At 53.7% G+C, this 17,845-nt stretch carries 16 protein-coding genes and 1 riboswitch; of the genes, 6 read left to right on the plus strand and 10 right to left on the minus strand.

Going from position 1 to position 17,845, the window contains the following annotated elements; translation table 11 throughout:
* Window positions 1-12 precede the first annotated feature (12 nt).
* Window positions 13-834, minus strand: coding sequence for a substrate-binding periplasmic protein (locus tag RC73_RS15870; protein WP_082014353.1), 822 nt, complete (start codon window positions 832-834; stop codon window positions 13-15).
* Window positions 835-992: 158 nt separating this feature from the next.
* On the opposite strand from RC73_RS15870, the gene queG reads away from it, so the two are divergent.
* Window positions 993-2,138, plus strand: coding sequence for a tRNA epoxyqueuosine(34) reductase QueG (gene queG, locus RC73_RS15875; RefSeq protein ID WP_235370028.1), 1,146 nt, complete (start codon window positions 993-995; stop codon window positions 2,136-2,138).
* A gap of 8 nt (window positions 2,139-2,146) precedes the next feature.
* Here queG and RC73_RS15880 read toward each other — a convergent pair whose 3' ends face one another.
* Window positions 2,147-2,350: a dodecin gene (locus RC73_RS15880; RefSeq protein ID WP_025009040.1), complete on the minus strand. Its 204-nt coding sequence runs from the start codon at window positions 2,348-2,350 to the stop codon at window positions 2,147-2,149.
* A 132-nt stretch (window positions 2,351-2,482) separates the two neighbouring features.
* Between RC73_RS15880 and RC73_RS15885 the strand changes: the two genes are divergently transcribed.
* A complete protein-coding gene (locus tag RC73_RS15885; protein WP_039035566.1) occupies window positions 2,483-2,809 on the plus strand; it encodes a hypothetical protein in 327 nt (108 codons plus the stop codon).
* A 74-nt stretch (window positions 2,810-2,883) separates the two neighbouring features.
* On the opposite strand, the gene metE is transcribed toward RC73_RS15885, so the two are convergent.
* Complete coding sequence (metE, locus tag RC73_RS15890) at window positions 2,884-5,154, minus strand: 5-methyltetrahydropteroyltriglutamate--homocysteine S-methyltransferase (RefSeq protein ID WP_039035567.1); 2,271 nt, start codon at window positions 5,152-5,154, stop codon at window positions 2,884-2,886.
* A 165-nt stretch (window positions 5,155-5,319) separates the two neighbouring features.
* On the opposite strand from metE, the gene RC73_RS15895 reads away from it, so the two are divergent.
* Window positions 5,320-6,222, plus strand: coding sequence for a LysR family transcriptional regulator (locus tag RC73_RS15895; protein WP_039035568.1), 903 nt, complete (start codon window positions 5,320-5,322; stop codon window positions 6,220-6,222).
* Between the two features lie 48 nt (window positions 6,223-6,270).
* Here the strand turns inward: RC73_RS15895 and RC73_RS15900 are convergent, their stop codons facing one another.
* The 5 genes from RC73_RS15900 to RC73_RS15920 all read right to left on the minus strand — a co-directional run bounded on the left by RC73_RS15900 (window position 6,271) and on the right by RC73_RS15920 (window position 12,106).
* Window positions 6,271-6,993 carry an HDOD domain-containing protein gene (locus RC73_RS15900; protein ID WP_039035569.1) on the minus strand — a complete coding sequence of 241 codons (723 nt, stop codon included), beginning with the start codon at window positions 6,991-6,993 and terminating at the stop codon, window positions 6,271-6,273.
* Between the two features lie 145 nt (window positions 6,994-7,138).
* A complete protein-coding gene (locus tag RC73_RS15905) occupies window positions 7,139-7,759 on the minus strand; it encodes a GDSL-type esterase/lipase family protein (protein WP_039035570.1) in 621 nt (206 codons plus the stop codon).
* 108 nt (window positions 7,760-7,867) lie between these two features.
* A complete protein-coding gene (locus RC73_RS15910) occupies window positions 7,868-9,817 on the minus strand; it encodes a TonB-dependent receptor (protein WP_039035571.1) in 1,950 nt (649 codons plus the stop codon).
* A 92-nt stretch (window positions 9,818-9,909) separates the two neighbouring features.
* Window positions 9,910-10,102, minus strand: a riboswitch (cobalamin riboswitch).
* A gap of 147 nt (window positions 10,103-10,249) precedes the next feature.
* Window positions 10,250-10,597, minus strand: a complete 348-nt coding sequence (locus RC73_RS15915; protein ID WP_039035572.1) for a DUF805 domain-containing protein — start codon at window positions 10,595-10,597, stop codon at window positions 10,250-10,252.
* Window positions 10,598-10,849: 252 nt separating this feature from the next.
* The gene (locus RC73_RS15920; RefSeq protein WP_039035573.1) at window positions 10,850-12,106 is read right to left on the minus strand and encodes a hypothetical protein; all 1,257 of its coding nucleotides are present in this window, start codon (window positions 12,104-12,106) and stop codon (window positions 10,850-10,852) included.
* 147 nt (window positions 12,107-12,253) lie between these two features.
* On the opposite strand from RC73_RS15920, the gene rihA reads away from it, so the two are divergent.
* Both rihA and rbsK read left to right on the plus strand, forming a co-directional pair.
* Window positions 12,254-13,192 carry a pyrimidine-specific ribonucleoside hydrolase RihA gene (gene rihA / locus RC73_RS15925; RefSeq protein ID WP_039035574.1) on the plus strand — a complete coding sequence of 313 codons (939 nt, stop codon included), beginning with the start codon at window positions 12,254-12,256 and terminating at the stop codon, window positions 13,190-13,192.
* 3 nt (window positions 13,193-13,195) lie between these two features.
* A complete protein-coding gene (gene rbsK, locus RC73_RS15930; protein ID WP_039035575.1) occupies window positions 13,196-14,101 on the plus strand; it encodes a ribokinase in 906 nt (301 codons plus the stop codon).
* Between the two features lie 67 nt (window positions 14,102-14,168).
* On the opposite strand, the gene RC73_RS15935 is transcribed toward rbsK, so the two are convergent.
* A complete protein-coding gene (locus RC73_RS15935; protein WP_052248245.1) occupies window positions 14,169-14,690 on the minus strand; it encodes a DUF2059 domain-containing protein in 522 nt (173 codons plus the stop codon).
* 208 nt (window positions 14,691-14,898) lie between these two features.
* On the opposite strand from RC73_RS15935, the gene azu reads away from it, so the two are divergent.
* The gene (gene azu, locus RC73_RS15940) at window positions 14,899-15,366 is read left to right on the plus strand and encodes an azurin (RefSeq protein ID WP_039035576.1); all 468 of its coding nucleotides are present in this window, start codon (window positions 14,899-14,901) and stop codon (window positions 15,364-15,366) included.
* A 240-nt stretch (window positions 15,367-15,606) separates the two neighbouring features.
* Here azu and RC73_RS15945 read toward each other — a convergent pair whose 3' ends face one another.
* The gene (locus RC73_RS15945) at window positions 15,607-17,763 is read right to left on the minus strand and encodes a S46 family peptidase (RefSeq protein ID WP_039035577.1); all 2,157 of its coding nucleotides are present in this window, start codon (window positions 17,761-17,763) and stop codon (window positions 15,607-15,609) included.
* Window positions 17,764-17,845: the final 82 nt, after the last annotated feature.

Below are 17,845 nucleotides of genomic sequence, written 5' to 3' on the forward strand. Positions count from 1 at the left end.
CCAATCAGTAATTCAGTGGCTATGCCATAACACTTCAGCCTCAGGCAGTGATGCCTTTGCTCCAAACCATTCAAAATACAGAGCATCAAATTCGCCACTTCGCTGCAATGCCAGCAGCGCCTTGTGCCAGGCTTCGACTCGCGCAGGATCTGTGCCACTGGAGAACGCCAGATATAACCGCAAGTGTGCCAATTCCAGCACAGGTCTCACAGCAGTCAACGGTTGATCCAATTGCCGCAAGACGCCCTGAACCGCGATCTCTGCCTGACACCAATAACGCACCCGCTTATGCAGCAACTGCCTGGCCGAATACTGAGGAAACCCCGAGATTAGCAACCGCTCATCCGCAATATCCCTCAACAACCTTTGCGCCGGAGAGTGACGATAAATCGCTATATTACCGGCCGCAGCCGCCTGTGATAGATCTGCCGGAGTGAAATCATCATCCATGCGGGCATAAAGCTGGATACGGGTTTCGGCAATCGGGCCAACAAAATCAAATTGCTGCCGTCGCTGTTTATCAATAGAAGTGGCAAATAACAGGATATTGGCATGATGAGTTGCCATATTTATGGCGCGGGCCCAAGGCAAGATCTCTATGACTGGCTCATCATCGGTGGCGGTGACTTTGTGGTTCAACGCCTTTACCAAAGCAACGGCATAACCATCAGTTTGTCCTTGGTATTCATAGCTCATGGGTGGCCAGGCTTCGGTCAAAAGCCTCAGAGGCACAAGTCTGGACTCGGGAGACTCATTCCCGGCCTGGACGAAACCAGCAAAAATGCAGCCACACACAATCAAGCAGGCCCAAAACAGAGGCTTAATTGTCGGCATATATTCATTCCCCCTCGGTTTCAGCATAGCACCGACAAAAGCCAAAATCGCCGTTTGCGGCAACTGTGAGCGATTCTGCTTTACTGATATAATCAGGTCTTTTTCCCGGTCAGCCTCTGTTCATGTCAGCTCCTCAACCACCACAATTTGATCCCTGTATGCTTGGAAAGCTTGCCCGCGACATAAAGGCCTGGGGCAAAGAGCTGGGTTTTGCTCAAGTGGGGATCACAGATACAGATCTTCGCCGCGAAGAGCCCAGGTTACAGGCCTGGCTCGATAAGGGCTATCACGGTGAAATGGGCTATATGGCCAGCCACGGCATGATGCGGGCCCGCCCGGCCGAGTTGCATCCCGGCACTTTGCGAGTCATCTCAGTACGGATGGACTATCTGCCGCCAGAAGCGGGGTTTGCCTTCAATCTCAAAGATCCTAACCTTGGCTATATCTCCCGTTATGCCGGTGGCCGCGACTATCACAAGCTGATGCGTAATCGCTTGAAAAAGTTGGGCGAGCGCATAGATGAAGCGCTCAAAACCCTGCAACTTGAAGGCAGTGGCTTTCGGCCCTTCGTCGACTCGGCTCCCATTCTGGAACGGCCGCTGGCAGCAAAGGCCGGGATCGGCTGGACAGGTAAACACTCACTGATCCTCAACCATGAGGCCGGCAGTTGGTTTTTCCTCGGCGAACTGCTGGTGAACCTGCCGCTACCCTTGGATGTCGCCATAGCCGAAGGCTGCAACACCTGCGTTGCCTGCATCACAAGTTGCCCAACCGGCGCCATAGTCGAGCCTTATGTGGTCGATGGGCGCCGCTGTATCTCCTACCTCACCATAGAGCTGGCCGGCAGCATTCCGCTGGAGTTTCGACCACTGCTCGGCAATCGCATCTACGGTTGCGATGACTGTCAGCTGGTATGCCCCATCAACCGCGCCGCCCCTTTGACTGCAGAGACAGACTTTCATCTAAGGCCACAACTTAAGCAACCCAAACTGCTGGAGCTGTTCGCCTGGAGCAAGACCGAGTTTTTGAAAAACACCGAAGGCAGCGCCATTCGCCGCATAGGTCATGAACGCTGGCTACGTAATATTGCAGTGGCGCTGGGCAATGCCCCCGGCAGTGAAACCATAGTTGTCGCCCTGCAGGCGCGACTGACAGATGCCTCGGAGCTTGTCGCCGAGCACATAACGTGGGCACTGGCGCAGCAGGCAGAAAAACTCAGCGGCAAGGACACAGTGCCCATTCCCGCCCGCAAGACAGGACGCCTGATCCGGATAGTGGAAAAAGGCCTGCCAAGAGATGCCTAAATTCAAGTCTAATCCAGGGTAAAACCCACTTTGATGGTGACCTGCCAATGAGCGATGACACCGGCTTCCAGGTGGCCGCGGGTATCTATCACTTCAAACCAGCGCAGATTGTGCAGCGACTGACTGGCCGCCGCGATGGCATTCTTGACCGCTTCGTCTGAGCTGATGGGGGATGAACCTGTCAGTTCTATTATCTTGTATACATGGCTCATGGGGCTTCTCCTGATAGTTATCTGAGTCCGGTTGCTGACCTGAGTATAGACAGAAATGGCCGATGGCATATTTCCCTCAGTTTCTGTATATTTCTCAGTTGGATAACCATCAGAAAAAATCAAGGGATTGCCATGCAATTAAAACATTCAGGTCCAGGGATAGCCTCATTTGTCACCAGCATATTGAGTGGAATCGCCCTGTTTATTACTTTTATTGTTGCCGGAACCCTGGAAACAACAACACCGGGCGGCATGGATGAAAACTCCATGGAAGCGGTTCTTGTAGGGTTAATGATCATCTTTATGATGCTGGTCTGTCTGGTGTCTTTGGGGTTGGGTATTGGTGGCCTGGTACAAAAAGAGCGGCAGAAAATCTTCGCCATTCTGGGCACAATCTTTTCAAGCTTGATCATCATGGGCACTGTGGGCCTGATGATACTGGGAATAAGCATGAGTTGAATCTTTACCGCGTTGAAGTCAATCAACATCAGGGGCGCATTGCGCCCCTGACTGTTATTAACCACAGAATTTTATCACCCGAGTCGACGTCGCAACTCCCTGGTGGCATCAACCATGTTCTTTAAAGCCGGCTCAACTTCCTCCCAATTACGGGTCTTCAAGCCGCAATCCGGGTTAACCCAGAGCTGGCGCAGAGGAATTTTCTGCGCCGCCTTTTCAATCAGGCTCACCATGGCCTCCACTGTTGGAATGTTGGGGGAGTGAATATCGTAAACCCCGGGGCCGATTTCATTGGGATAGTCAAAGTCTTCAAAGGCATTCAACAACTCCATCCGTGAGCGCGATGTTTCTATGGTGATCACATCGGCATCCATGGCGGCAATTGCGGCAATAGTGTCGTTGAATTCGCTGTAGCACATATGGGTGTGAATTTGGGTCTCGTCCCTGACCCCGGCGGCGCTGAGCTTGAAGGCGGCCACAGCCCAATCGAGATAATGGGCCCAATCGCTGCGTTTAAGCGGCAAACCTTCCCTAAAAGCCGGCTCATCAATCTGAATAATGCCTATGCCCGCCTGCTCCAATGCCACCACTTCATCGCGTATCGCCAGAGCCAACTGAGTCGCTATCTGTTCGCGGCTGATATCCTCGCGGGCAAAGGACCAATGCAATAGGGTCACAGGCCCGGTCAGCATGCCTTTCACCGGTCTATCGGTTAGACTCTGGGCATACTCGGCCCACTCGACTGTCATCGCCTTGGGACGGGTCACATCGGCATAGATCAGCGGCGGCTTAACGCAACGGGAACCATAACTCTGCACCCAGCCATGTTTGGTAAAACCTACGCCGTCGAGCTGTTCACCAAAGTATTCCACCATGTCGTTGCGCTCGGCTTCACCGTGTACCAGCACATCTATTCCCAGCTTGAGCTGACGTTCTATGGTATCCCGGGTCACCTGTTGCAGTTGCTCTGTGTATACCGTATCGTCCAACTCCCCCTTGCGCCAGCGGCTACGCAGGTTACGAATGGCCGCCGTCTGCGGGAATGAACCTATGGTAGTCGTCGGCAACAAAGGCAGCTTGAACCTGGCCTGCTGGGCTTGTCTGCGCACCTCAAACTCATGGTTTCGGTCGTAATCAGCCGCAATCAAGGCATCAATTCTGGCACTGAGCGGTTGATTACGCCCCTGCGCCCTGGCCGCGCGCCGACTCCGGCAACGGGTGACCACGGCTTTGGCATTTTCAGTCTCAGGCGCCTCCAAAAGCGCCTTGAGCTCCTGCAACTCGGTGAGTTTTTGCCGGGCAAAGGCCAGTAAGCTCTTGAGCTCGGGCGCCAGCGCGGTTTCCACCTCAAGATCCACCGGGGTATGCAACAGGGAGCAGGAAGTAGCGAGCCAGAGCCGGTCTCCCAGATCCCGTGCCAGTGGCGCCAACTGCTCGGCCACAAGATCCAGATCGGCGGCCCAGACGTTACGGCCGTTGATCACCCCAACCGACAACACCTGCTCGGGTGCCAATGCACCAGCAAAGGCCTGCAACTGCTCGGGCGCCGTTACCAGATCCAGGTGAATACCCGCCACCGGCAGTGCCGACAACAGACTTTGATGGTGGGCGACAGTGCCGTAATAGGTTGCCAGCAACAGCTTGAACGGCGCCGACTTGAACACGCCGTAGGCCTGATTAAAGGCCTGCTGCCAGTTGTCATCCAGCTCAAGTGCCAGCGCAGGTTCATCCAATTGCACCCATTCAACGCCTTGGGCGGCAAATCGGGCCAGAATGGTTTGATAACATTCCAGCAGCGCCGGCAGCAGTGTCAAACGGTCGAACTCTGAACCCACTGTTTTGGACAGATACAGGAAAGTGACCGGCCCCAAGAGTATCGGCTTGGCGGTGTGGCCCAACGCCTGAGCCTCGGTCACCTCTTCAAACAACTGTTCCCAGGCGATATCGAAGCGTTGATCTTCGCTGAGCTCAGGCACCAGATAATGGTAGTTGGTGTTGAAGTACTTGGTCATTTCAGACGCCGGCGCATGCTTGCCACTGGGCGCTCGGCCACGGGCAATCCGGAACAGGGTATCGAGATTGACAGCGCCGCCATCACTGTGACGCTCTGGGATAACCCCCAGAGTCGCACTCAGGGTCAGTACCTGATCATAGTAAGCAAAATCGCCGACCGGTAACAGCTCCACCCCGGCATCAGCCTGCCACTGCCAATGGGTGCGCCTAAGCTCATTGGCAACGCTTTCTAATTCGGCCACGCTGGACTCACCACGCCAATACTTCTCCAAAGCAAACTTGAGTTCACGTCGACGCCCGATACGGGGAAAGCCAAGACTGTTTAATCGCATAATGTATACCATCCTTTATAAAACATGCGGCAAATGACTGATGACGCCGGAATACAACAAATAAACATGGGCGTCTGGACGTCTAGAAGTTTATTGTGTTAGTCTCAACACAGGCAACCGAATTGAATTCAAGGGCAACATGAGCGGCATTCATGTGGAGAGGAAATGATAGAACTGAGACACCTTCGTACTCTGATAGCACTGAAAGAAAGTGGCAGTCTGGCCGGCGCGGCGAAGAAACGTTTTGTCACCCAGTCGGCACTGTCGCACCAAATTAAAGAGCTGGAGACCCGGATTAACTCCCAGGTATTTGTCCGCAAAAGCAAACCTCTGACCTTCACGCTTGAAGGTAGTCGTCTGCTGACCCTGGCAGAAGAGATATTACCTCGGGTACAGGAAACCGAATTTGTACTCAAGCGAGGCCTATCAGGAAACTGCGGCCCCTTGAAGGTGGGTATTGAGTGCCACAGCTGCTTTCGCTGGTTAATGCCTGTGATGGAAGCCTTTCATCAGTCTTATCCGGATGCCAATCTGGATCTCTCCAGCCGCCACCTGTTCGACTCACTCAATGCACTGGAAACCGGTGAGCTGGATATAGTGCTAACCTCAGATCCTGTACCCGGCCATGCCCTTGCCTACCAGCATCTGTTTGATTTTGAGGTGAGACTGGTGATGGCCAAAGATCACCCGCTGGCAGGCAACAGCTATATTCTGCCGCAGCAACTGGCCGGGGAAGCTATCATCAGTTATCCGGTACCGCTGGAAAGGCTGGATATTTTCCGTCACTTCCTCGAACCGGCCGGGGTGGTGCCTGGCCCACAAAAACGCTGCGATCTCACCAATGTATTGCTGCAACGCATCGCCTGTAAAGAAGGGGTAGCGGCCTTACCCAGTTGGTCACTGACCGAAGCCCAGGGCTTGAGCCTGACCTCGGTGAAACTGGGGCAGGAAGGCCTGAAACGGCCGCTGTTCGGTGCCTACCGCCGCGACAGCAGCAATAGAGTGCAACTGCAAAGGCTGCTGGAATTGATTGCCAAAGAGGGATTACAGCGTCAGGACAGACACTGACTGAGCGGCTGCCACCGTCCCTTAAAGGCGGCGGCAGTCACAAAGCATCTAGAGAGGATTCAGCAGCAGACCGCGCTGGGACAATACCCTTCTCAGTACCAGTCCGGGCGAATTGGGATCCCGGGTCTGTCTCAGGTTATGAGCAACCATAAACTCGCTTTGCAGCTCATCATCCAACCCCAGAGATTCAAAGGCTTCCACCGTCAGCGTCTGCTGCTGGGTATCTATTAATGTCTTGATAATGCCCAGCGGAAAGCATTGCTCGGCTTCGGCGTTGAGATAAGCAAACGCTGTCAGGGCTATTATCTGACCGAATACGCTGAATAGTGCCAGAGTCTGCACTTCGTCCGCGTCTATCTGTACCCCTTGCATCTGATGCAAACTGTCCACAGATTCGATCGCCACTGACTCGGTCAAACGCCAATAGCCTTGTACCAGCTTGCGATATGGCTGCGGCAATTCATCGAGCCGCTCCTTAAGATAGAAACTAAAGGCATAACGGTAGATATTGACCTGTCCAAGGCGCACCAAGGCATCCTTGAGGCTGCGGTTGGGCTGGACTGAAGGTGAGAGCGCGTTATTGCTGCGCCACAGCAAATGGGCTGCCAGCGCGGGATCGGTCGCGACAATATCGATCACATTGCGGATATCACCATCGGCAATAATAGCCTTCTTAAGCGGGATCAGGATGCCGCGGCGCCCTATCACCTGCTCTTCGTTGGCAATAATGGCACGCACTTGAGTAAAAACCTGCTGCTCAAGATCTGTCATGTGATTCTTTAAACCTGCTGTTATTTATTATGAAGGCACTATTGCCATTTATTATGGCAGAGAATTTACCCACAAAACGCCCACCAGGGTCAAGTTCAATCGATAATTAGCCCGCTTTTTGCTAAATAGAATCAAAAAAGTAGCATCAAAAAGCGCCCGCCTCCTGCAGCTTGGAGAAGATGATTTGTGCCAAACGTAAATAACCCTGTTGATTAAGATGTACATTATCTGACTTGAGCTCGTTTGAACGCAAAAGCTCAGATAGAGTATCCTCCAGCAATATGGCACCGTGCTTGTCGGCCAGTTCGGCATATAAAGGCAGAGGTGACAGCAACAGACTCTTTTGCGGCACAGCCAGCAGCACTACCGGAATTTGCCGCTCTTTGGCCTCAAGTAACATGGTCTCAATGTTTTGCGCCAATTGCGCCTGGCTGCGACCGCGGAGAATATCGTTACCGCCTTCAAGCAAAATAAGCAGATCCGGCTCGGTTTCATCCAGCAGCGCCGGCAAACGCTCAAGCCCGGCAGCCGATTGCTCACCGGAAATCCCGGCGTTGATCACCTCACAACGGCACAACTCAGCCAGACGGCTGGGATAATCATGCCCGGCCTTGGCACCCACGCCTTGGGTCAGGCTGTCACCGAAGGCCAGCAGTTTGCCATTACTGCCGATATAAGCCAGCTTGGGTTCTGAGCACGCCAGCAAAAACAGCGACAACAGGGCTATAACCCCGCCTCTCAAACCATACCTAAAATCAGCTTTCATATTTCGACTCTTGCCTCCTTGTCGGTGCTCGAAAAGGCCCAGGTTCTAAACTACAACCGATAGAAATACGGGCAGAAAAAAGCCGGGAAACCCCGGCTTTCTATGCTATCAGAAGCGATAGCTGACGCTGAATCTCAGCGCCCGTCCGCTTCCTGAGTAATAACCATCGCCCCAGGTACTGAAATAACCTGAGCTGGCATATTGCTTGTCAAACAGGTTGTCGACCCTCAGGCTGGCAAGCCAGGCATCACGGCTGTAGTTGAGGGCGATATTTCCCAGCCAGTAGCTGTCCAGTTTATCGTGCTGATTGCCATTGTCACCTTCCATATATCTGTCACCCAAATACTGGCCCTCGACAAATAGCTGCCAGTGCTGACCAAAGTCCACACTGGTGTAGACACGCCCTGAATGCTCGGCCACCCAGGAGAGAGATTTGCCTTTGTTGGCGCCTTCAGTAAATTCGGCATCGATATAGTTGTACTCAAGTCCCAACTGCAGCATCTCATTGAGCTGCCAGTCCCAGTCGAGGCTGGCGCCATAACGACGGGAAGCATCGGCATTGACGTTGGCACCGGGGAAAGCGCCGCCGATAGGCATATCGGCACTGGGATCAAAGACAATTTCATCTTCCAGCGACAGCCGGTACAGGTTCAGACGCAGGCTCTGGTTGCTCAAGGTCCAATCCCAGCCGGCTTCAATGGAACGGCCGGTCTGCGGCTTGAGGCCGACGACCGTTGGCGGCGTATAAGCTTGCTCATCGACCTTGGCGAAACGGAAGCTCTCATCACCGCGAAGATAAAATCTGTGGCCTTCCAGCGGCCGATAGTTGAGCCCCAACTCGAGCGCGTGAGCGTCTTCATCCAGATCTATGCCATTGGGATAAACTTTACCATCCTTGAGTTCATCCTTGACCTTGGCATAGCGCCCACCCACCACATAGCTCAGGCTGCTGGTCAGTGGCACATTGGCCTGTAGATAGGTGCTGGTCATGGTTTGGGTATTGCTGCGCTGCATATAACTGAGATCGAACTCGGTTTCACCCCGTTGAATATCTGCACCTATGACTATGCTCAGCTCACCATTGCGGGTCTGATAACGCCCAAGCGCCTTGGGGTTGAATTCCAACAACGAGCGCTCATTCCGACCTGGGCTGCCATAGCTGACGCTGGACACTAGAGTGTCACTGTAGTTAAGGTCCGCAACCAAAGCCCAGTTGGCGTGCACCTGGCGCTGAATATGAGCACGCCAGGCGGAAGTCATCTCATGGTTGTAATCCCCCGGCGTCGATGTCGCCTGGCGAGGATCGACCTCAAACTGTGCCTTGGTCAACGCACCAGGGGTCTGACGCTTATTATCGTAGTAACTGCCTTCGACAAAGAAGTTGGTCAACTCTGAATCATATTGCAGACGCCCCAGCACAGAACCGGTTTCGTTGGCATTGTTTTTACGGTAGTTGTCACTCTCGTTATAAGCAGCAGCCAAATAGTAACGCCAGTTGTCATTGATGGCACCGGACAGATCGCCACGGCCTTCGTAGGTATCGAAGCTGCCACCTGAGAGGGTCAGGTTGCCACCGCTGGCATTGGGTGCCTTGGTGATAATATTGATCACCCCACCGACGGCCTGATCGCCATAAAGCACCCCGGCACTGCCGGATAGGATCTCCACCCTTTCAATCTGATTGACTGCAATGGCACTCAGACTGGGAGCGGCAATATCGATATTGTTGAGTCGGCGACCATCAATCAGTATCAGGGTGTTATTCACCGCCTGACTGGCCGAAAAACCGCGCATCGCCAGCACAGGCCCTGAGTTATTGTCGGATATTTGAATGCCACTGCGGCCACGCAGCAACTCGCTCAGATTACTGGCACCACTTTGCTGAATATCGGCGGCATCTATGACCACCACATTGGCAGCAATATTGAGCGGCGTGTCATCCTGACGGCCAATGACCACCAGCTGTTCATCCACAGCCTTGGGCGTCACGCTCGCCATGACGGGAACAGAGGTAAATGCACCGCAAAGCAGCGCGAGATGATTTAGTTTGAAACCCATTTTCCTTTGACTCCTGAAAGGGAAACGGGGCAAGAGTGCCACGGCAGGGAGAGCCCCTTGGCTGCCGCATTTCGAGATCTGCCCACCGAAATCATCGAAATACCTCCAGGGCCGGTCTCCGGACTTTGGCTATGCGGTTGACCGCGCAAGACCCGGCTTTTATGACGCCGCTTGGGCGCGCCTGTCTCTCACCATTTACCGTTGCGGGGGCAGTGCCGGATTCTCACCGGCTTCCCGATTATCCCCGGTCTTTCATTCCGGGGCACCACGAGAGGTTGACTGAAATACTGTGCTGTCATTCCCGGCCTGGCCGAGAGCGGGCATTATAGACGTCTATATGGATAAATGTCTAATTTTGACGACGACGGACCACCGCAAATTTACCCTGAAAACAAAAAGGGAGCCGAGGCTCCCTTTTTATGCTCTTAGCTATTAACCCAGCTCTTTGGGGTTACTGCCAAAGCGGTTGTCACCCACTTCGCTGTCCTGGCAGTAGAAGACCAGCAGTACAATCCAACCTATAACAGGGATTAGCCCCAACAGCTGCCACCAACCACTGCGGTCAGTGTCATGCAGTCGACGCGCCGCAATCGCAATAGAGGGTAATAGCAGACCCAAAGAATAAATCAGCCCCAGCACTGTGGTACCCAGAGCATAGTCGATAGCACTGACAACCATACTGAAAATGATATAGAACAGAACAAACATCCAGTATTCTGTCCGTCGGGCTCGACCGGTAAAGTCGGCGTATTTTTTGATGGCTCCGATGAAATGTTCCATGTTTTCTCCCAATAACAGATCCAAGATCCGAAAACGCCGCACCAATTATTGAATGGCTTAAGGCAACCAAAGTTTCACCAGAGTTTCTGACTCCCTGAAACAGCAAACAATTTTAACATACCTGAATGAACTGCAAAGTGACAGAAAAGAGATTTACATTCCGTTCGCCACAGAATCAGAGATATCTCACCCCGTCAGTCGTCATTGGTTTACAGATATCGCCAATAGATAGCACATCGACGCTTTTTCATCTTACCTGGTCAGCTTAAAACCGCGGCTGGCGGCCAGAGCCTGGATATCGGCTTCCATTTGATCCAGCTGTGCCTGGCGCTTTCGACCTATTGCCCCCGAGTTAGACTTGGATGCCAGACTGGTGAGAATATTGCGCCAGTATGACACTTGTTTTTTACGCTGTTTACGGCTCAAAGGATTGAGTGGCCGCTGCGCTGCGAGCGCCTTGAGCAAGGCTGCAGTAGCGCCGCGCCAAACCTCTGGCAGCGATTCCAGGTTATTCAAAAGCCAGCCAAGACATACCAAGCGACTCACCTCGGTGTGGATAAATCCGTTGTCACCCAAAGGCATTTGCCGCCCCAATAACAAGGCATTGAATTGCCCCTGAATTTCAGTGCTCCAAGGTTTGCGTTGCAGCTCGGTCAGATGCTGGGAGAAGACCATCTTCGCCAGTTCATGCTCAGTAAACAGGCTGCGAATGCCATCGAGCAGTGCCAGAGTAAACTCAGGGTAACGACGACCGAGAGTCCATTGCAATGAAAGTTCGAGGCCAGAGGCGCCCTCGCCTTTACTTGACGACTCCCACTTGAGGCACACAGGGACAAACCAGGCAAGAAAACGCGTCTGCCATTCAGGTCTGGCGGCAATGTAGCCAAGAGCCTGCCGCCCCAAAAAGCTACTGGCCGGGCTGGCCCGGTTGACTTCAAGAAATGCCAGTAACTCGTCGGGGTTATCGGCCTCCAGCAACGGCTCAAGCCGAGGAGAGAGTCGCTCTCTGGCCAGGAAAAAGCGTAAACATTGACCCGCTTTGGTCAGAGTCCAACCGCCTAGCGCCAACATAGGCAACGCCAATAGAATACCCAACAGTTCGTGCCAGGTATTTTGTTGCTCTCGATAGTACTGGATATCGGTGCGCGCTATGCCAGCTTCCTCAGGCAAATACCAAAGGGTCACAGCCTCACCGACGCTTTTTGAGTCGCAAAGCAGGCCTGGGGGATTCCAGATATAATGCTCACCGCCGTTAGGCAACTGGTAATGCACCAGGCAATCCCACTCATAACGGCCGACACCCCAGCGCCCCGGGGGCACATATTGTTGAGCACGCCGGGCGATATAACCTTGGGTCTCGACACCTCGCTCGAGCAGGATATTCACTTCCTGCCAGGATTCAACACTGTCCTTGACAAAAAAGAGCCCAAGAGCCGAGAACAGTCCACCGGCAAGCGCAAAAGAGCCGATAAAAGCCAGGTCTTTCCAGATTGCCCGTATCTTTCCCACCGAGCCCCCTTTGATTCAATCCTTTAAGGCCGCGGATTGTAGCAGATTTCAACAATCAGTTGAGGAACACTTCACAGTTTGCCATTGGGGTCTGCGCACGCCACAGAGTCATGCTATGCTCGGGCAAATTGCGAAAGGAGTAACAGCATGAAACGCCCTATCATTCTCGACTGCGATCCCGGCCATGATGATGCCATTGCCTTGATCCTGGCCCTGGCCAACCCTGAACTGGAACTATTGGCCGTGACTACCAGCGCCGGTAACCAAACCCAGGAAAAAACACTCAACAATGCCATGCGAGTGCTTACTCTACTGGGCAGAACCGATATACCTGTAGCCAGCGGTGCCCCCAAGCCTTTGGCAAGAGAGCTGATCATTGCCGACAATGTTCACGGTGAATCCGGGCTCGATGGTCCTGAACTACCAGATCCCGCCTTTGAACCTCAGCCGGTAATGGCCTGGGAACTGATGGCCGAAAAAATCCGCCAAAGCAGCCAGCCGGTGACTCTGGTGCCCACCGGGCCATTAACCAATATCGCGATTTTCCTGAGTGCCTATCCCGAACTCAAATCCCGTATCGAACAGATAGTGCTGATGGGCGGCGCCGCCGGTGTCGGCAACTGGACTCCTGCCGCCGAATTCAACATTTTTGTTGACCCGGAAGCGGCCGACATGGTGTTCAAGTCAGGTATCCCCATCGTCATGGCCGGGCTGGATGTGACCCATGAGGCGCAGATCATGGAACAGGATGTGGCCCGTTTCCGCGCTATTCCCAACAAGGTTGCCAAGTGTGTTGCCGATCTGCTGGAATTCTTTGTTATCTACCACAAGGATCCCAAGTGGGGCTTTGATGGCGCACCACTGCATGACCCCTGCACCATAGCCTGGCTGCTCAAGCCTGAGCTGTTCATCGGCCTGGACTGCCATGTGGCCATCGAAACCCAGAGCGAACTGACTGTAGGGATGACTGTTGTCGATCGTTACCACCTGACCGGTAAACCCGCAAACGCCAAGGTGCTGATGCATCTGGATCGTGAAGGCTTTGTGGATCTGCTGGTTGATAGCCTCTACGCCTATCAGGATTAAAATATGAGCAGACTAGTGATAATCGGCAGTGCCAACGCCGATCATGTGATGGAATTCAGTCACCTGCCCGAGCCTGGGCAAACACTGATGAGCCGCAGCTACCGGTTGGAACATGGCGGCAAAGGGGCCAACCAAGCGGTCGCCACCGCCAGACTGGCACAGCCTGGTACCCGAGTGGACTTTATCTGCCATCTTGGGGACGACGCCATTGCCGATACCATGATTAAGAGTTGGTTGGACGATGGCATTCACCCACAGGGGTTGAAGAAGATGCCGGCAATGGCGACCGGCAGTGCGATGATTTTCATCGGTGATAACGGTGAAAACTGTATCGGAGTGGCCGCGGGTGCCAACGCCAGCCTGGAACCTGCCGATGTCCACTGTCATCAAGACCTGTTCGAAGACGCCAGCCATCTGTTGGCACAGCTGGAAACGCCTCTGGAATCAGTCAAAACTGCACTGCAACTGGCTAAGCAACAGGGCACAGTGACCATACTCAACCCGGCTCCCGCAAGCCCCTTGGCAGACGATATGCTGGCCTTGGTGGATATCATCACTCCCAACGAAACTGAGGCAGAAGCGCTTACCGGTATCGAGGTCGAAGATGAGGCCGGCGCTGCCAGAGCGGCAGCCGCTCTGCAAGCCAAAGGGGTTGGTACAGTGGTAATCACCCTCGGCAGCCGCGGTGCCTACGTGCGCCATCCCGAGTTTGAGGGCCTGGTGCCTAGCTATCCGGTCAAGGTGATTGATACTGTAGCCGCAGGAGACACTTTCAACGGTGCCCTGATGGTGGCTTTAAGTGAAGGGCTGGTCATGGAGCAAGCGGTGGATTTTGCCAATAAGGCCGCTTCCATAGCCGTGACCCGTCATGGCGCCCAGCGCGGAATTCCCTACCGCCGCGAGCTGTAATCACGCCTTTACCGCCACAAAAACGGGAGTCATAGACTCCCGTTTTTTATGCTGGCTGCCAGTCAAATTATTCGCCTGGATTGGCCTCTCTGTGGGCCTGAAGCTTGGTGGCAAACTCCTGCTGCAGTTGCTCCATTTTGGGCAGCAGTCCCTGGCTCAGCGATTGAGTCATCATCATCGACTCCTGCATCACGGCCGGCATCTTGGCAACCATGGAGCGCCCTGTGTCACTGGCATAAAACGCCAGCATATCGGCAATTTCCTTGTCACTGTAGTGCTTTACATAAATATCTGTCAGTGGCTGCTTCAGACGGTCCCAGCCCAGCTCCTGCTTGAAGATCTGCGTACTCTTGCGGGCAAACTCTTCAAATAAAGGCTTTTCACTCTCCTTGATATTGAACTCTTGTTGCATGCTCAAAATCATCTGTTCCATCTGGGTATAAGCCGTGTCCATCATGGAGTCCATCTGCATTTCCAGCAGCAGTTGCTCCACCTGGGCCCGGCGAGCGCTGTCATCGGCCAACGCCAAAGGGCTGGTGAGCAATACACCACCCAGAACAAGAGATGACCAAAAACCAGGACCTTTCATGAGTGCCTCCGTGGCAAATATTGATTCGACTGTCAGTCTATCACACCCCAAACAGCTGTCAGCTGCTCCGGCCGCGGCTGATAGTTAAAATTCTGAGATTAATTCTCATTTAAGCTAGATACCGTTATGATTAACCCAGGCGGGAGCCTGCGGGGCTCTCGTACTGTCGAGAGAAATATCGACCCTAAAACCAGAAAAGGAATTGAAAATGAATAAGTTAACCAAGAGACTCGCGGGTATTGCCCTATTGGGAGCCGGCGCCGTTATCAGCAGTACTGCCAGCGCCAACGAATGCAGCCTGACCATCACAGCCAACGATGCGATGCAATTTGATACCAAAGAACTCAGCGTTCCCGCCAGTTGCAAGACGGTAGAACTGACATTGACTCATTCCGGCACCCTACCTGTGATAGCCATGGGCCACAACTGGGTTCTGAGCAAGAGCGCCGATATGCAGGGCATTGCCACTGATGGTATGGCAGCAGGCGCCGATGCCGCCTATGTTAAAGCCGGTGATGAACGGGTCATAGCCCACACACCTCTGGTTGGTGGCGGCGAATCAGTCAGCATCAGCTTCAGCACCGAAGGCATGACACCGGAAGAAAGCTATAACTTCTTCTGCTCCTTCCCTGGCCACTGGGCCGTGATGCAAGGCAGCTTCAGTATCAAAGGCTAAGCCTGCGCGCTTTGGGCCCTGCAAGGGGCCCAAAGAAACATTTCCCTACCGTAAGACAGCAGACTTCCTCTAATCATCATTGGTCAAGGCCCGCGGGGTACAGCAATCTTTGCCCGATAAGGTTGAGCGCCCGGCCGCCGAGGTATGCCAGCTGTTGAATCAGGCCCTGCAACTCTCCCCCCCCAGCGCTAGTTAAAAAAATCCCCGCAACTTGGCGGGGATTCAGATTAATGGCGAAGCTTACTTAACGATTTCCATCTCTTGCAGTAAGTTATCTGCATTATCCAGATACTTCATCACCCACAGCATGTAACGGCTGTCCACCTGAATGGAGCGGTTGATGTTATCGTCGTAGTTCCAGTCACCTATGATGCTCTCATAAACACCGTCAAACAGCAGTCCCACCAGCTCAGCGCGGCCGTTGAGGGTTGGCGAGCCTGAGTTACCGCCTGTGGTATCCAGAGTTGAGAGGAAGTTGACCGGTACCGAGTCAATATCTTTGAAGTAGAAGTCACCGTATTGCTTGGCCTTGATAAGCTCCAGCTCTTTCTTGGGAGCATCGAAAGGCTCAACCCCGGTGTCTTTCTGCACTATGCCTTCCAGACGAGTGAAAGGTACGGCGTAGAGACCGTCTTTGGGTGAGTAGCCCTTCACATGACCCACCGTCACCCGCAGGCTGGAGTTGGCATCGGCATACACAGGTTTACCCTGCTCACGGTTGTAGGCAATGATGGCTTCCATGTACTGAGGACGCACCTTCATCAGCTCACCGGCCAACTCTTTCTTTTTCTGCTCCAGCTGCATACCTGTGTCATAGAAGGCCACGGCAAACTGGATCATAGGATCTTTCGAGGCCTTGAAATCGGCAACCGACTTGTCCATCCAGGCCAGACGCACATCTTTGTTATCCAGCTTGGTATTCTTGTACATCTTGTCCAGAGTCTTCTTCAGCTTGGCCTCATCGAGCTTGTTGCCTATGCCGAAGTACTTGTCCAGCGCCGGCAGTCGCTCAGACTTGGGCAGCGCCGCATAACGCTTGAGCATCTCAAACACCAGCGCCTTGTCGACACTGGCGGCATAACGGCGATCGATACGCTCCATACCGGCCTTGAAGCGGATCATGTCACGCTCCTGGAAACCCGGCTCGCGTTCCATGTCCGGCAGCGCCTTTTCATTGGCCAGACGATAGAGTTCGCGGGCCGTTGGCAACATGGTGGTATACCCCAGATAGCCCAGGATAATATCACGCTGCTGATCCGCCTGGCTTTGAGCGACCAGCTTGTCCAGCTGTGCCAACACCTCGCCATACTGGGCCTTGCGGCTGCTGTCGGCATCGATCCAGCTCTTGAGCTTGGCTTCCAGGGCACGCTTGTCTTCCAGCATGGTCGACTTGCCGTAGAACTCTATCATCGAGGTGAAGTTCTTGGCATAGTTGGCCAGACCGGCGATCAGGCTCTCGTACTTGATGCGCTCGTCACTGCCTTCCGGGGCCGTCTCTTTAATGATCTCGATAAAGCGCTCACGCAGCTCCTTGCCTTGTGGATAGGACCACTCAAACTGGTTTTCCACTTCATTGCCGGTGCGGTATCTGTTGGTGCGACCCGGATAACCGGCCACCATCACAAAGTCCCCTTCCTTGACCCCTTTGGCCGACACCTTGAGGAAGCTCTTGGGCTCATAAGGTACGTTATCCTTGGAGAAATCGGCCGGCTTGCCATTTTTGTTGACATAGGCGCGGTAGAAGGAGAAATCGCCCGTGTGGCGCGGCCACATCCAGTTGTCGACATCACCGCCGTACTTACCCACGCTGGCCGCTGGGTTATACACCAGGCGAACATCACGGATTTCCAGCTGCTTCACCAGATAGTACTCAAGACCACCGTGGAAGCTGTAAACCTGACAGCGATAGCCATCTTCTTTTTCACACTGGGCCACCAGTGACTTCTCGGCCGCCTCGACGCCCTTGTAGAAAGCGTCGCCCTGCTTGTTGTCCAGGCCTTTCTTCACCTTGTCGGTCACATTGGTGACCTCTTCGGTGACATATACCCGCGAGCCCGGAGTTGCCGGCAATTCTTCGGCAAAGTTTTTCGCCAGGAAGCCATCATGCAGCAGATTCTTCTCCGGGGTGGAGTTGTACTGGATGGAGCCGTAGGCACAGTGATGGTTGGTTACCACCAGACCCTTGGGCGAAACGAAAGACGCGGTGCAGCCGCCCAGGCTTATCACGGCGTTCATCGGGAATTCGGTCAGCTTGGAGATAGACTTGGCGTCTATTTCCAGTCCTTTGGCCTTGAGTTCATCGGCCATGGCCGGCAGTTGGTAGGGCTGCCACATGCCCTCATCGGCCTGTACACCAAAACTGGTGGCTATGGCCGTTGCAAGTAACCATTTTTTCATTCTAGTAAGTCCATTCGCTGGTATTAGTTCAATTTGTTGTTTTTGTGCAACAAAAAAGCCGGGCACAAGTCCCGACTTTAAC

This window comes from Shewanella sp. ECSMB14102, assembly GCF_000813075.1.
In the GTDB taxonomy this organism is placed as follows: Bacteria; Pseudomonadota; Gammaproteobacteria; order Enterobacterales; family Shewanellaceae; genus Shewanella; species Shewanella indica.